The organism is Micromonospora sp. WMMB235 (assembly GCF_001855515.1).
GTDB lineage: Bacteria > Actinomycetota > Actinomycetes > Mycobacteriales > Micromonosporaceae > Micromonospora > Micromonospora aurantiaca.
In genome coordinates, this window is the sequence record NZ_MDRX01000001.1 from 6,784,495 (window position 1) to 6,798,044 (window position 13,550).

Genomic DNA, 13,550 nt, shown 5'->3' on the forward strand with positions numbered 1-13,550 from the left:
GGGCCGTCCCCTCTTCAACTATCGGCCAATAGTAGGTAAGGATGTGGGCGAACCCGCCGCGGGTGGGGCCGCTACCGCGCAGCCCCGCCCGCTTCCCAAGGCCAGAAGGAGTCCGTGCTGGTGGCATCCCTGCCCCTTCGCCGTCCCCCCGCGAGCCACCCGCCCGTCCGTCGCGGCGGGCTGGCCCGCCGTGCACTCGTCCTGCTCGCGGCCGCTGCGCTCGGCGCCGGGCTCCTGGCGGCACCGGTCCACGCCGCGCCCTCGGCGGACGAGATCGAAGCGCAGATCGACAAGCAGTGGGAACAACTCGAGCCCACCATCGAAGGCTTCAACAAGGTGCGGGCCCAGCTGAAGGTCAACCAGAAGAAGGCGGCGGACCTCGAGAAGAAGATGGCCCCGCTGGAACTGGAGTCCGCCGCTGGCGATGAACCGGGTCGGCGCTATCGCCGCCCGGTACTATGTGCGGGGCCCCTCGCAGGAACTGGGTGCCCTTCTGGTGAGCACCAAGCCTGGGACCCTCGCCGAACAGTTGGTGATCCTCGACCGGCTTGCGGCCCAGCAGCACCAGGAAATCGCCGGTGTGCTGGCTGTCCGCGACCGGTACCAGGCGCAGAAGAAGAAGCTGGACGAGCTGATCGCCGCGGAGGTCAAGCAGCAGGACGAGTTGGCGGCGAAGAAGAAGCAGATCGACGCCGAGATCAAACGCCTGACCGCGTCGCTGCCGAAGACGACGGTGAAGGTAACGGGCTGCCCCACTATCAGCGGCGTGGTCAGCAGCGCCGCGCAGACGGCGATCCGCGTCGCCTGCCAGCAGGTCGGCGACCCGTACGTCTGGGGGGCCGACGGCCCGGACGCTTTCGACTGTTCTGGGCTCACCCAGTACGCCTACAAGGCCGCGGGTATCTCGCTCACTCACTTCACCGGCGCGCAGTGGAACGAGGGTCGGCCGGTGTCCCGGGCCGACGCCCGCCCCGGCGACCTGATCTTCTTCTTCAGCGACCTGCACCACATGGGGCTGTACCTGGGTAACGGCCTGATGGTGCACGCGCCGCGGGCCGGTAAGCCGGTCAACGTCCTGAGCATCACCTACATGCCGGTCGCCGGCTTCCGCCGCGTCACCTGAACCGTCGGTCGATGACAGGAGGCTCCCATGGCCGAAGGCCGCGGGAGCCTCCTGTCACCCCGGGGGATAGGTCAGGCTGTTACTCCTGGTACGCCAGGTTGATCATCATGCCGGTCTCGGCGTGGTAGATGTTGTGGCAGTGGGTCATCCACTGGCCCGGGTTGGTCGCGTCGAACTCGACCGCGACGGTCTGCTTCGGCACCACGATCACCGTGTCCTTGCGGACGCCGGTGTCGGTGACGGCGAACGTGTGGCCGTGCACGTGCATGGGGTGGAACATCGTGCTTTGGTTGACGAACTCCAGCCGCACCCGCTCGCCCTGGCCGACCAGCAGCGGGTCGAGCTTGTCGGTGGTGGTGCCGTTGATGGTCCACCGGTAGGGCATCATCGAGCCGCCCAGTTCCAGGCGGTGCACCCGATCGGCCTTGCGGCGCTCCAGTTTGACGGCGTCGGCAGGGCTCAGGCCGCCGGTGAGCAGCACTCGGAGGTCCAGCTCCGCAGGGTGGACAGTCGCGGCCGGCGGGCTGCCGGCGCCGGTGCGGACCACGGCCACGCCTTGGCCGCTCTTGCCTTCGGCGACCGCGACCAGGGGAAAGACGCCGTCGCCGAGGTCCACGGTGACGTCCGCCCGTTCCCCCATGCCGAGCACCAGGGCGTCGCAGGCGGTGGGGGTGACGGGGAAGCCGTCGGTGTGGGTGACGGTGAGACGGTGGCCGCCGAGGGCGATCCGGAACGCGGTGTCGGAGGCGGCGTTGACGAGGCGGATCCGCACCCGCTGGCGCGGTCGACCGGTCAACGTCACCGGGGCGTCCGGTGCCCTGCCGTTGATCAGATAGTGCGGGTAGACCACGTCTCCTGCCCCACCTAGCAGGGGCGAGGTCATGCTCTCCATGCCGCCCATCGACATGCCGCTCATGCCGCCGTGCTCCATGCCGGCCATGCCGTTCATGCCGGCCATGTCGTCGTGGCCGCCCATCGACTGCAGCGACGCCAACACGTCGTCGGGTGTGCGGCCGGTGCCGTCGACCCAGTCGTCGAGCACCACGATCCACTCCTGGTCGTACCGGCCGGCCTCGTGCGGGTCGTCGACCACGAGCACACCGTAGAGAGCGCGGTCGAGCTGGACTCCCGAGTGCGGGTGGTAGAAGTAGGTGCCCGGGTCAGGGGCGGTGAACTCGTAGGTGTGCGTTCCGCCCGCAGCGATCGACCGCTGGGTCACTCCGGGCACGCCGTCCATGTCGTTGCGCAGCGCGACGCCGTGCCAGTGCACGCTCGTCTCGGTGGCCAGACCGTTGGCCACCTCGACGCGGAGCACGTCGCCGGCCCGCGCGCGCAGCAGCGGACCCGGCGCGGAATCCTGGTAGCCCCAGGTCTGCACCTGCCGGCCGCCGAGGTCGAGGGTGACCGGGCGCGGGTTGAGCCTCGCGGACACGGTGCGGGCGCCGGCCCGCCGTCGCGCTGCCTCGGTCCGGGCCACCAGGTCCCCGCCCGGAGCCACGAGACGGGGGTCGAACAGCCCGCCGGCCCAGGCGGCGGCGCCGGCCGTGCCGGCGATACCGACCGTGCCGGCGATTCCGGCCAGCAGTCGTCGGCGGGTGAGGGTGGGGGACATGGCTGCTCCTTCGGCTGCGAGGAACCCTGTCTGCAGCCTGACCTTCGCCGCGGGCCGACGGCCACGTCGCACGGCTTTCTTCAGTGAATCTTCATGAGCGATCGCCGGTGACCTGGGTCCGCCCGGCCTGACCGGCAGGGCAGGATTGGCCCATGGGTGTACGTGTGCTGGTGGTCGACGACGAGCGCAGCCTGGCCAAGGTCGTCGCCAGCTATCTGGAGCGCGACGGTCACGAGGTGAGCTGCGTCTTCGACGGCCGGTCGGCGGTCGCGGCCGCCCGGCGGGACCGGCCCGACGTGGTGGTGCTGGACCTCGCCCTGCCGGGCCTGGACGGCATCGAGGTCTGCCGCCAGATCCGCACGTTCACCGACTGCTACGTGGTCATGCTCACCGCCCGCAGCGAGGAGGTCGACAAGCTCATCGGCCTCGGCGTCGGCGCGGACGACTACCTGACCAAGCCGTTCAGCCCGCGCGAACTCGTCGCCCGGATCCGCGCCATGCTGCGCCGTCCCCGCGCCGCCGTGGCCCCGGCCGCGGAGCAGTCGACCCGGACGGTCGGCGGGCTGCGGGTCGACCTGGCCGGCCGTGAGGTGTACGTCGACGAGCAGCCCGTGGAACTCACCCGGACGGAGTTCGACCTGCTTGCCGCGTTGTCCGCGCAGCCGGACACGGCGCTGCGCCGCCGGCAGCTCATCGACGCGGTGTGGGGTGCCGACTGGGTCGGCGACGAGCACCTCGTCGATGTGCACATCGCCCACCTGCGCCGCAAGCTCGGCGACGATCCCGCCGGGCCCCGGTTCATCCGCACCGTCCGCGGCATCGGCTACCGGATGGGGCGGGGATGAGACGACAACTGGGACTGCCGGGCCGGCTTCTCGCCGCCCAGGCCCTCGTGGTGCTGGTCGGCGCGGGAACCCTCGGCCTGGTGGCGGCCGTGGTCGGGCCGGCGATCTTCCGGAGCCATCTGAGGCGGGTGACCGGTCCGGTCGACCCCGGGACCGCTCATCACGTCGAGCAGGCGTACGCCTCGGCCAGCGCCCTCGCCCTGGGGGTCGCGATCGCCGTATCGCTGCTCGCCGCCCTCGCCGTCAGCGCCTACCTGGCTCGCCGCCTTGCCCGACCGGTCACCCAGTTGGCGACCGCCGCCGCGGACGTCAGCCGGGGCGACTACGCGGCACGGGTCAACGGTCCCGGCCTCGGTCCGGAGTTCGACACGGTCGCCGCCGCCTTCAACACGATGGCCGCCCGGCTGGCCGACGCGGAGGCGACCCGCCGCCGTCTGCTGGCCGACCTCGGCCACGAGCTGCGTACTCCGTTGGCCACCATCGAGGCGTACGTGGACGCGGCCGAGGACGGGATCGCGGTCGAGGGCGAGGACACCTGGACGGTGCTGCGGGCGCAGACCACCCGGCTGCGCCGTCTGGCCGAGGACGTCGTCGCGGTGTCCCGCGCAGAGGAGCACCAACTCGACCTGCGCCCCCGACCGGTCGCCGTCGGTGAGCTGGTCAGCGCTGCCGTGGCCGCCGCCCGGCCCCGGTACGCGGCGAAGGGCCTCACCCTGCACGAGCAGGTGGCACCGGACGTCGGAGTGGTCGACGCCGACCCGGTACGGATGGGGCAGGTGCTGGGCAACCTCCTCGACAACGCCCTGCGCCACACCCCACCGACCGGGCGCGTCAGCGTGCACGCCACCCGGGCTGCCGACGAGGTGCGCGTCAGCGTCACCGACACGGGAGACGGCATCGACGCGCGGCACCTGCCGCACGTCTTTGAACGCTTCTACCGGGCGGACGCCGCCCGGGACCGCGAGCACGGGGGATCGGGCATCGGGTTGGCCGTCGCCCGCGCTATCGTGACCCAACACGGCGGCAGGATCACCGCCGCCAGTGAGGGCCCCGGCCGGGGCGCGATGTTCACCGTCGCCCTGCCCGGCGCAGGGCCCGCCGCAGGCAGCTGACGAAGCGCGTGGGGGAGGCCCGTCAGCGCAACCCGTCCAGCCTGCGGCGGTACTCCTCGTCGTCCAGCTCGCCACGGGCGTAGCGCTCGGCCAGGATCCGCCGGGCGGAGTCGCCGTGGTCCGTCGCGCGTCGGCCGGTGCCGACCGTGAGCCAGACCGCCGCGACGATGATCACGGCCAGGACCAGCCAGCCGACCATCATCAGACCCATCGGCCAGAACCAACCGTTGCCATCATGCATGTGGGTCACGTCCTTTCCGCTGTCGGACCCTGCTGTTCTCCTGGACCTGACGGCGTCGCCGGCATACCCGTCGCCGCTGCCGGCTCACCTGACCGACGAATTCGTCTCCGACGGGCCGCGGCGCTCGCTGCCACCGGAGTGACCGCTGTGGTCACCGTGGCCGCCGTGCATGAACAGCATCATCAGCGGGCAGGCGAGCGCGAGCAGCCCGTACGCCACCGAACGTGCCGGCACGCCGATCGCCAGCGCCCCCGCGATGAGGATCACCAAGGCGGTCACGTACAACGGCAGATGTCGCCTCATCACCGGTCTCCTTTCTCGTAGCTCCCAAACCGAGCCTGCTCCCGGGTTCCGCCGGGCGGCAGCGCCTACCGGCCCCGGCCGTACGGTCGAAGGTCCTACCCCCTCCGGGTAGCGGTAACAGGAAGCGCTCAAGACCACGTACCAGCAGCCTTGCCCTATACCCCCTAGGGGTATATGTTCGAGGCGGAGGTGGACCTCATGACACGCCACGACACCCACCATGCCCCGCTCGCGACGGCACCCGAGCACCCGCACCCCGCTCACGGCCACGTCGCCGAGCGGCACGCAGATCACACGCCAGAGCGTCGCCCGCCGGATCAGCCCCAGCACCACGACCACCACGGGGGACACGGCGGCGGACACGACAAGCACGCCGGGCACGACCCGGAGCAGTTCCGGCGCAAGTTCTGGCTGAGCCTGGCGCTGACCGTGCCGATCGTCGCCACCAGCCACATGATCATGGACTGGTTCGGCTACACCCTCGACTTCCCCGGCATGACCTGGGTCGGGCCCGTCCTGGGGTCCCTGGTCTTCGCCTACGGCGGCTGGCCGTTCCTGGCCGGCGCCGTTCGGGAGGTCCGCGACCGGGCTCCCGGCATGATGCTGCTGATCGCGATGGCGATCACCGTCGCGTACGCCGCCTCGCTGGCCACGAGCCTGGGTGCGTTCAGCCTCGACTTCTGGTGGGAACTCGCCGCGCTGGTCACCATCATGTTGCTCGGGCACTGGCAGGAGATGAAGGCGATCGGGCAGGCCCAGGGCGCCCTGGCGGCCCTCGCCGCCCTGCTGCCCGACGACGCCGAACGCCTCGACGACGCCGGGCAGCCGCACCGGGTGCCCGCCGGCGACCTGCGCGTCGGCGACCTGGTCCTGGTCCGCTCCGGCGGCCGGGTTCCCGCCGACGGACGGATCGTCGACGGGGCCGCCGAACTCGACGAGTCCATGGTCACCGGCGAGTCCCGGCCCGTGCCCCGTACGGTCGGCGACAAGGTGGTCGCCGGCACCGTCGCCACCGACTCCACCCTGCGGGTCCGCGTCGACGCCGTCGGCGAGGACACCGCCCTGGCCGGCATCAGCCGGCTCGTCGCCCAGGCGCAGGCGTCCGCCGGCCGCGCGCAGGTGCTCGCCGACCGGTTCGCCGCCTGGCTGTTCTACCTCGCCACCGCCGCCGCGCTGATCACCTTCGGCACCTGGTGGGCACTGGGCGACGTCAACGAAGCCGTGGTCCGTACGGTGACGGTTCTGGTGATTGCCTGCCCGCACGCCCTCGGGCTGGCCATCCCGCTGGTCATCGCCCTGTCGACCGCGGTGTCGGCGAAGGCGGGCATCCTGGTCAAGGACCGCATGGCGCTCGAACGCATGCGTGGCGTGGACGCGGTGCTGTTCGACAAGACCGGCACCCTGACCAAGGGCGCCCACACCGTTACCGCCACCGCCGCCACCGCAGGGCTCACCGAGGACGAGGTGCTGCGGGTCGCCGGCGCGGTGGAGGCCGACAGTGAGCACCCGCTCGCCCGGGCCCTGGTGCGGGCAGCCCAGGGGCACGGTCTGATTGCCACGGCGCGGGACTTCCGCTCCCTGACCGGACGCGGCGTCCAGGCCGTGGTCGACGGCACCTCCTACGCGGTCGGCGGTCCGGCGCTGTTGCGGGAGCTCGATGCCACTGTGCCCGCCGACCTGGCGGACGCCAGCAGCCGGTGGTCGGCCCGCGGCGCGGCCGTCCTGCATCTGCTGCGGCTGCCGGCGGACGGCCGACCCGAAACGATCGGCGCGTTCGCGCTGGAGGACGAGGTCCGGCCGGAAGCCCGGGAGGCGATCACCGAGCTGCGGGAACAGGGCGTCAAGAAGATCGTGATGATCACCGGAGACGCCCGCCCGGTCGCCGAGGCGGTCGCCGCCGACCTGGGCTTCCGCCCCGGTGTGGACGAGGTGTTCGCCGAGGTGCTCCCGGCGGACAAGGACCGCGCGGTCGCCGACCTGCAGGCGCGGGGCCTGACGGTGGCCATGGTCGGCGACGGGGTCAACGACGCGCCCGCCCTGGCCCGCGCCGACGTCGGCATCGCGATCGGCGCCGGCACCGACGTGGCCATCGAATCCGCCGGTGTCGTCCTGGCCTCCTCCGACCCGCGCGGCGTCACCGGCGTGATCCGGCTGTCCCGCGCGTCCTACCGCAAGATGGTGCAGAACCTGGCCTGGGCGGCCGGCTACAACGTGGTCGCGATCCCCGTCGCGGCCGGCGCGCTGGCGTGGGCGGGCGTGGCGCTCAGCCCGGCGGTCGGCGCGGTGCTGATGTCCGCCTCCACCATCGTGGTGGCGCTCAACGCACAACTGCTCCGACGGGTCCGCCTCACCCCCGGACGCCGTTGAACGTCCCGCTCTGGCCCGGCCGGCTCGCCGCAGGCCGGGCCAGAGCCGTCACGAGGGATCCGGGCGGCGACACGGACCGCCGGTAGGCGACCGCGACGGCCAGGGACAGCACCACGATCCACCCGGAGGCCAGCACCAGCGCGCCGAGTTCGTCGAACCCCCGGGTCAGCGCGCCGTCGAGGAGAACCCTGACGCTGCCGTAGCCGGGAAGCGCCTTCGCCCAGGACGGCGGCTGGGAGCGCAGCATCGGGCTCTGGCTGATGCCGAGGTCGAGAAAGGGCAGCAGAAACGCCATGAACACCCCACCGACCCGGCCGAAGACCGGCGCGAGCAGCGCACCGACGAGCGCGTACGTGCCGGCGACCAGAAGGTTCCCGGCGGCGTACACCGGCCAGCGGACCGCGTCGAACACCGACGCCGTGGTGGCCAGCGACACCACCGTGGCCAGCAACGCCGCGGCGGCGAGCACCCCGAGCCGGCCGGCCAGCAACGCCGCCGGACGCAACCCCGCCAGGGCCGCGCGGCGGTCGCCGGCGCGGCTGTCCAACAGCGTGAACAGACCGGCCAACGCCGCCAGCGAGGCGACCGCGATGGGCGCCATCGTCGCCCCGTGCACCTCGGGCATCGGGTAACTCCCGGCCAGCCGCCGGCCGTGCTCCCGCACCGTCACCGTGATGGGCTGGTCGGGAGTGATCGCGTCCGCCAGCAGGATGAAGATCACCGGCACCGCGACGTAGAGCGCCCACAGGGCCGGATTGCGGCGGGCGTCGCGCCACGCCGCCCGGCCGGCGCCCGCAAGCTGGGCCCGCCACCCGCCCGGCCGCTGCCGGCGACGGGGCTGCCCGGCGCGGCGGGTACGCCGCACCGCGAGGGTCCAGGCGACCGCGACCGCCGCGACGGTCCACACCAGGGCCCAGCCGACGTCGCCGAGCCGGCCGGCGTGCCCCGACGGGAGATCCACCATCCACGAGGTGACGAAATGCGTCGGCAGTATCCGGGTGCCCACCCGCTCCTGGGCCCCCATCGCCGGGCCGAGAAAGACGTCCAGGATCCAGATCAACAGCACCACCACCGAGCCGTTGACCGGGTTGCTCACTAGCGTTCCCACGGCCGTGCCGATGGCGACGTAGATGACCGCCGCCATGAGTGTGCCGACCACCACGTGCCCCGGGCGGTCGATACCGGTCCGGAGCGCGAGTGTGACCAACGCGATCGCGCTGACCAGCACGGCCAGCGCCAGCCCGGTGAGAAGCCGGGCCGCGACCATGCGTGCCGGCCGCAGCCCGGCCAGCACCACCCGTTGGTCAGTGTCGCGGGTGGCGGCGCTCTGGAAGTACATGCCGATGCCGGCGAGGAACGCCGCCGACCACGCGGCGGTGGCGTTCTCGACCGCCGCGCCGCCGCGGCCGCCGAGAATCCGCGCGGCATCGGCCAGGGTGCCCGCCACCACCGCCACGAAGACCACGGGTACGACGACCAGCAGCAGCAGGTTCACCCGGTTGCGGGCGTAGTCGGCCAGGAACCGCCGCACGAACGCCAGGACGGTCACCGGGATGCCACCCGGCCGTCCGTGATGGCCACGATCCGGTCGAAGCGCTCCTCGTCCACCACGAAGTGGCTGATGACCAGTGCGCTGCGGCCGGCCCGCCGGCGCTCGCCGACCAGGTCCCAGAACTTCTGGTACGTGTCCCAGTCGAAGCTCGCGTAGGGCTCGTCGAGCAGCATCAGTTCCGGGTCCGGCAGCAGGGCCAGTGCCAGGTTGAGCTTGGCGAGGGTTCCGCCGGAGAGCCGCTCGGCGCGGGTGCGGGCGTACCGGGGGAAGCCCAGTTGGTCATACAACGACTGCCGGGACCGCTCCGTCTCCTCCTCGGCCATGCCATAGGCGTGGCCGAACAGGTCGAAGTGCTCGTCGCAGGTCAGCCGCGGATACAGCTGCGGGCTCTGCGGGCAGTAGCCGATCCGTCCGCGGTGCGACACGGTCCCCGCGTCTGCGCGTAGCGCGCCGACCAGAATCTTCATCAGGGTGCTCTTGCCCGAGCCGTTCTCACCGATCACCCCGACCACCTGACCTGGCCCCAGGTCGAGATCCACCCCACGCAGCACGGGCAACGCCGCCGGAACGGTCCCCGACGGTAGGACTTGCGCAGGCCCCGGGCCGTCAGCACGGCCGTCCCCGGCGGCCGGTCGGCTGCGGATTCCTCACCGCCGGTCACAGGTCACCTCCGTGCGCACGGGGTGGTGGTGCGAGGGTTCGTACTGCCCCAGCTTAGGGGCGGTGGGGGAGGGGTACCGCCGTTACGCCGGGCCCGTCTGCAGCGGCTGCCACCGCGCACGGTGAGGGCGACGGGAGTGTCCCGGGTGGTTCCGCGCGCCTGCCCGGCATCCTGGTCTTCGTGGTGTGGGTCCCCTCGGCAGGGTGCCCATGCGTGCCATCTACTATGCGTGATTAGTAGACGCGTGTCGGGATCGCTCGTTCCTGCCCATCTCGGCACGTGTGCTCTCGTGACACACGAGGAGGTGGCGATGCGACAGGTGGCGGGTTACCCCCATCGCGCGACGCAGCGCGCGGCGACTCTGGCACTGGCCGGCGCCATCGGCGCGGCGGCGGCGTTCGTCCTTCGCTTCGATCCGACCGACCGGGTCGCCGACCCCACCGGCCCCTGCCTCTGGCACGCGATGACCGGCATCAACGGTCCGGGTTGCGGCGGCACCCGAATGTTCTACTACCTGCTGCACGGCGACCTCCTCGAAGCGGCCCGCCACCATCTGGCCGCTCTGATCGCCGTTCCCTTCCTTCTCTACGCGGGCATTCGCTGGGCCGGCGTCGCCTGGTTCGGGCGGGAGTTGCCTGCGCTGCGGTTGTCGCCACGCGTCTACTGGATCTATGGTGCCGCCTTCCTGCTCTACAGCACCGTGTTGCGCAACCTGCCGTGGCCACCGTTCAGCTGGTTCGACATCCCGAACCTGACCCCTTGATGCGGCGGCTTCAGACCTCGATCTCTGGCAGGCGGATTTGCACCGACTATCCTGGTACAGCATGAAAAGCGCGAAGGCGGGCGCGTCGGGCGGGCCGGAGCAGCGCGCGGCCCTGTGGCTGATGCTGCTCGTCGCACTGGCCTTCGGTGTTCTCGGCATGCACACCGTCGGCCACCATCCCAGCCTCAGGGGCTCCGGCGTCGAAAGCGCGATGGCGGACCTGCGGCACACACCCGTGGTGCCGGCAGGCGAGCAGAGCCTCAGCGGCTCGGACGGCCACGGTCGCGGCGTTGACGCATTCGCCGTATGTCTGGCGGTGCTCGGCGCGGCGGTCGTTCTCGCCTCCCTGTCGATGCTCCGGCGGTGCCGACGAGAACTGCCCGTATCCGCACGCGCCAGGCAGTGGACGTGGGGTCGAGGATGTGGCCCTCCGCCCCGACCTCCCCTCGGACTGCGGATGACCGCGGTGTCGGTCCTGCGGACATAGACCCTCGCGCGCCGCCAAGCCCCCATCACAGGACCGTCTGCCAACCACTAGCGACAAGGACCATTCACTCGATGAAGCGAACCATCCTGCGCCGGACTGCCCTTGCCGGTGTCGCCCTGTCCGCTCTGCTCGTCACTGCCGCCTGCGGCGGGGGCGACGACATGGCCGGCATGGACCATTCCAACAGCAGCCTGTCGACCGGCGCCTCGTCCGCAGCGAACGGCACGTTTAACGACGCAGACGTCATGTTTGCCCAGATGATGATTCCGCACCACCAGCAGGCCGTTGAGATGGCCGGCCTCGCTCCGAGCCGCGCGAAGGACCCGGAGCTGAAGGATCTGGCCGCCAAGATCAAGGCCGCCCAGGATCCCGAGATCACCACCATGAAGGGCTGGCTGACGGCGTGGGGGAAGCCCACGTCTCCGCCCAGCGGCCACAACATGCCGGTGATGTCGGCCTCGCCCGGGCATGACATGCCGGGGATGAATTCGGACATGCCGGGCATGATGTCCGACCAGGAGATGGCTGACCTCACGGCCGCCAAGGGCACTGACTTCGACAAGAAGTTCGCCCAAATGATGATCGCCCACCACAACGGCGCCATCGAGATGGCCAAGACCGAACAGGCCAACGGCAGCAACCCGGACGCCAAGGCTCTCGCCGCCAAGATCGCCGCAGACCAGGCGGCGGAGGTGCGGACCCTCCAGAAGATCCTCGACCGCCTGTAGGCGCGTACCTGTCCGGCCGGGCTCGAACTCTGGTTCGAGTCCGGCCGGTCCCTTTTCCGGCTGACCGCCCTGAATCCTGTGGCCGGGGCCTCACCTGCGGAATGCGGGAACCGGGCCGCCAGTTGGTCCTTAACCGCAGGCCGGAGCCGGACGCTCCGGGGTGTGCGTATCCCGGCTCGCAGGCGCGTGCCGAACCGAGAAGAGCGGCGAGTGGTCCGCGTGATCGCTGCGGCTCCCCGAGGAGAGGCGATACATGAACAACCCTGCCCGACGGTTTTCGGTCAGCAACACCCACAACTCCGCCGTGGTGAGGAAATGCGTGGCCGCGGCGGGAGTGGCTCTTGCCGGCATCGTCGCCGCAGGTCCGGCGACAGCTGCCTTTGCCAACCCGGCTGCTGCCGAGGCGACAGCCAGAGCAGCTTCCGGCAAACAGGTGAACGACTACACGTTCCAGGCGCAGCCCAACATCTACTACTGCGGTCCTGCCTCCACGCGGATCGCGCTGAGCGCGCAAGGAAAGATCGAAGACCAGGACAAGCTGGCGAGTGAACTTGGCACCACCTTCGCCGGCACCGCCTCGGCCTTCGAGATCACCCGAGTGCTCAACGACAGCCTGGGCGAGCGGGAGTACAAGACCGTGGAGATTCCCAACGAATCGGCCAGCGCCGACGAGGTGCACCGGCTCAGGGCCGACCTCACCAAGGCCATCGACGAGCAGCGCATCCCGGTGGTCAACGTCATCGGTGCCGCCGTGGGTGCCGAAGGCGTCACCCGATCCTTCCCCGTGGGGCACTACCTCACCGTGGTCGGCTACGACAGCGACGGGGGCCGTCTCAAGATCGCCGATCCCTGGCAGCCTGTCGGTGATGGCACCTACTGGATCTCGGCTGCGGACCTGGCGAACTGGTCCGCCTCGCGCGGCTACTCGGCCTGACCAGCACCGTGGGCCCCTCGCCGTTCTGGCGAGGGGCCACTGTGCGGCTCGGCGATCCGGCGACGGACCCCTCCACCGCGGTCGATCCGACGATCAGGCCCAGATCACGTGGGTGACGACCATGGTGCCGTCGGCGAAGTGCCGGACGTAGGTGGAGTGCCGGTCGGCGCGGGAGCCGCTGACCAGCGTGCCCCAGCACTCCGGGGAGTTGCCGACCGAGGCGCCTGCCGGCGCGGAGCCGACCGTGCTGGTCGAGTCGACGTGCGAGTAGATGGTGACCAGTTCGTCGTAGTCGTGCTGGTTGGGGTGCTGGTTGGTGCTCGGGTCGTTGGTGTAGTCCATGCAGGTGCCGAGGTTGGCGTTGTTGAAGTTCTCGTCCTGGTGGTCGAGGCCGAAGGTGTGGCCGACCTCCTGGCAGGTGACGAGGTTGCGCCACGCCGGGGTGTTGTACTGGGCGGTGTTGAAGTAGGTGTCGTTCAGCTTCACGGTGCCCTGGGTGATGTGGGTGCCGCCGGTGACCGAGATCGAGGCGATGCCGAGCCAGCCGTTGTTGCCGTAGGTGGAGTTGCACACCTCGACCCGACCGGCGGTGGCCTTGCAGGTCTTCGGGCTGACCGAGCCGGCCACGACGGTCGTTCCAGGACGGTGGACTTGCTCCAGTCGGCGGAGGCGCCGGACAGCGCCGAGTCCCACTGCGAGCTGACGTTGTCACCGAGCTTCAGGCTGAACGGGTTGGCGGTGCGAGCCCAGTGGTAGCCGCCCCAGCTGTGGTTGGCCTGGGCGGGCGACGGGAAGGCCAGCAGGGCGAGGGCGGCGGCACCG

13 protein-coding genes and 1 pseudogene are annotated in these 13,550 nt (G+C 71.1%); 8 read left to right on the forward strand and 6 right to left on the reverse strand.

Going from position 1 to position 13,550, the window contains the following annotated elements; genetic code table 11:
• The first annotated feature begins 120 nt into the window (after nt 1-120).
• Nucleotides 121-1,123, forward strand: a pseudogene (locus BFV98_RS30165) (C40 family peptidase).
• Nucleotides 1,124-1,202: 79 nt separating this feature from the next.
• Here BFV98_RS30165 and BFV98_RS30170 read toward each other — a convergent pair.
• Nucleotides 1,203-2,735 carry a multicopper oxidase family protein gene (locus tag BFV98_RS30170; RefSeq protein WP_071098620.1) on the reverse strand — a complete coding sequence of 511 codons (1,533 nt, stop codon included), beginning with the start codon at nt 2,733-2,735 and terminating at the stop codon, nt 1,203-1,205.
• A gap of 152 nt (nt 2,736-2,887) precedes the next feature.
• Between BFV98_RS30170 and BFV98_RS30175 the strand changes: the two genes are divergently transcribed.
• Both BFV98_RS30175 and BFV98_RS30180 read left to right on the forward strand, forming a co-directional pair.
• On the forward strand, nt 2,888-3,580 hold the full coding sequence (locus BFV98_RS30175) for a response regulator transcription factor (protein ID WP_013476069.1): 693 nt from the start codon (nt 2,888-2,890) through the stop codon (nt 3,578-3,580).
• Nucleotides 3,577-4,692 carry a cell wall metabolism sensor histidine kinase WalK gene (locus BFV98_RS30180; RefSeq protein WP_013476070.1) on the forward strand — a complete coding sequence of 372 codons (1,116 nt, stop codon included), beginning with the start codon at nt 3,577-3,579 and terminating at the stop codon, nt 4,690-4,692. Before BFV98_RS30175 ends, BFV98_RS30180 begins: the two co-directional genes overlap by 4 nt.
• A 22-nt stretch (nt 4,693-4,714) precedes the next feature.
• Here BFV98_RS30180 and BFV98_RS30185 read toward each other — a convergent pair whose 3' ends face one another.
• Entirely contained in the window at nt 4,715-4,933 is a 219-nt protein-coding gene (locus tag BFV98_RS30185) for an SHOCT domain-containing protein (protein WP_013476071.1), read from the reverse strand.
• 84 nt (nt 4,934-5,017) lie between these two features.
• Nucleotides 5,018-5,236 (reverse strand): DUF2933 domain-containing protein, encoded by a 219-nt coding sequence (locus BFV98_RS30190; protein WP_013476072.1) that lies wholly within the window; start codon nt 5,234-5,236, stop codon nt 5,018-5,020.
• 198 nt (nt 5,237-5,434) lie between these two features.
• Between BFV98_RS30190 and BFV98_RS30195 the strand changes: the two genes are divergently transcribed.
• Nucleotides 5,435-7,603, forward strand: a complete 2,169-nt coding sequence (locus tag BFV98_RS30195; RefSeq protein ID WP_225319487.1) for a heavy metal translocating P-type ATPase — start codon at nt 5,435-5,437, stop codon at nt 7,601-7,603.
• On the opposite strand, the gene BFV98_RS30200 is transcribed toward BFV98_RS30195, so the two are convergent.
• Nucleotides 7,584-9,152 carry an ABC transporter permease gene (locus BFV98_RS30200; protein ID WP_063778291.1) on the reverse strand — a complete coding sequence of 523 codons (1,569 nt, stop codon included), beginning with the start codon at nt 9,150-9,152 and terminating at the stop codon, nt 7,584-7,586. The genes BFV98_RS30195 and BFV98_RS30200 overlap by 20 nt on opposite strands.
• Entirely contained in the window at nt 9,149-9,658 is a 510-nt protein-coding gene (locus BFV98_RS30205; protein WP_230650666.1) for an ATP-binding cassette domain-containing protein, read from the reverse strand. Before BFV98_RS30205 ends, BFV98_RS30200 begins: the two co-directional genes overlap by 4 nt.
• Nucleotides 9,659-10,126: 468 nt before the next feature.
• Between BFV98_RS30205 and BFV98_RS30210 the strand changes: the two genes are divergently transcribed.
• The 4 genes from BFV98_RS30210 (at nt 10,127) to BFV98_RS30225 (ending at nt 12,728) form a co-directional block, all read left to right on the forward strand.
• Nucleotides 10,127-10,579: a DUF2752 domain-containing protein gene (locus BFV98_RS30210; RefSeq protein ID WP_030271525.1), complete on the forward strand. Its 453-nt coding sequence runs from the start codon at nt 10,127-10,129 to the stop codon at nt 10,577-10,579.
• Nucleotides 10,580-10,640: 61 nt separating this feature from the next.
• Nucleotides 10,641-11,066: a hypothetical protein gene (locus BFV98_RS30215; protein WP_071098622.1), complete on the forward strand. Its 426-nt coding sequence runs from the start codon at nt 10,641-10,643 to the stop codon at nt 11,064-11,066.
• Nucleotides 11,067-11,137: 71 nt separating this feature from the next.
• On the forward strand, nt 11,138-11,794 hold the full coding sequence (locus BFV98_RS30220) for a DUF305 domain-containing protein (protein ID WP_071098624.1): 657 nt from the start codon (nt 11,138-11,140) through the stop codon (nt 11,792-11,794).
• A 253-nt stretch (nt 11,795-12,047) separates the two neighbouring features.
• Nucleotides 12,048-12,728 (forward strand): C39 family peptidase, encoded by a 681-nt coding sequence (locus BFV98_RS30225; protein ID WP_052166170.1) that lies wholly within the window; start codon nt 12,048-12,050, stop codon nt 12,726-12,728.
• 93 nt (nt 12,729-12,821) lie between these two features.
• Here the strand turns inward: BFV98_RS30225 and BFV98_RS30230 are convergent, their stop codons facing one another.
• Nucleotides 12,822-13,355 carry a hypothetical protein gene (locus tag BFV98_RS30230; protein ID WP_052166171.1) on the reverse strand — a complete coding sequence of 178 codons (534 nt, stop codon included), beginning with the start codon at nt 13,353-13,355 and terminating at the stop codon, nt 12,822-12,824.
• Nucleotides 13,356-13,550: the final 195 nt, after the last annotated feature.

Excerpts from the sequence above, each read along its gene's own strand:
- BFV98_RS30225 (WP_052166170.1), top strand. The coding sequence starts at position 12,048 with ATGAACAACCCTGCCCGACGGTTTTCGGTCAGCAACACCCACAACTCC.
- BFV98_RS30175 (WP_013476069.1), top strand. The coding sequence starts at position 2,888 with ATGGGTGTACGTGTGCTGGTGGTCGACGACGAGCGCAGCCTGGCCAAG.
- BFV98_RS30195 (WP_225319487.1), top strand. The coding sequence starts at position 5,435 with ATGACACGCCACGACACCCACCATGCCCCGCTCGCGACGGCACCCGAG.
- BFV98_RS30210 (WP_030271525.1), top strand. The coding sequence starts at position 10,127 with ATGCGACAGGTGGCGGGTTACCCCCATCGCGCGACGCAGCGCGCGGCG.
- BFV98_RS30180 (WP_013476070.1), top strand. The coding sequence starts at position 3,577 with ATGAGACGACAACTGGGACTGCCGGGCCGGCTTCTCGCCGCCCAGGCC.
- BFV98_RS30190 (WP_013476072.1), bottom strand. The coding sequence starts at position 5,236 with ATGAGGCGACATCTGCCGTTGTACGTGACCGCCTTGGTGATCCTCATC.
- BFV98_RS30185 (WP_013476071.1), bottom strand. The coding sequence starts at position 4,933 with ATGCATGATGGCAACGGTTGGTTCTGGCCGATGGGTCTGATGATGGTC.
- BFV98_RS30220 (WP_071098624.1), top strand. The coding sequence starts at position 11,138 with ATGAAGCGAACCATCCTGCGCCGGACTGCCCTTGCCGGTGTCGCCCTG.
- BFV98_RS30170 (WP_071098620.1), bottom strand. The coding sequence starts at position 2,735 with ATGTCCCCCACCCTCACCCGCCGACGACTGCTGGCCGGAATCGCCGGC.
- BFV98_RS30215 (WP_071098622.1), top strand. The coding sequence starts at position 10,641 with ATGAAAAGCGCGAAGGCGGGCGCGTCGGGCGGGCCGGAGCAGCGCGCG.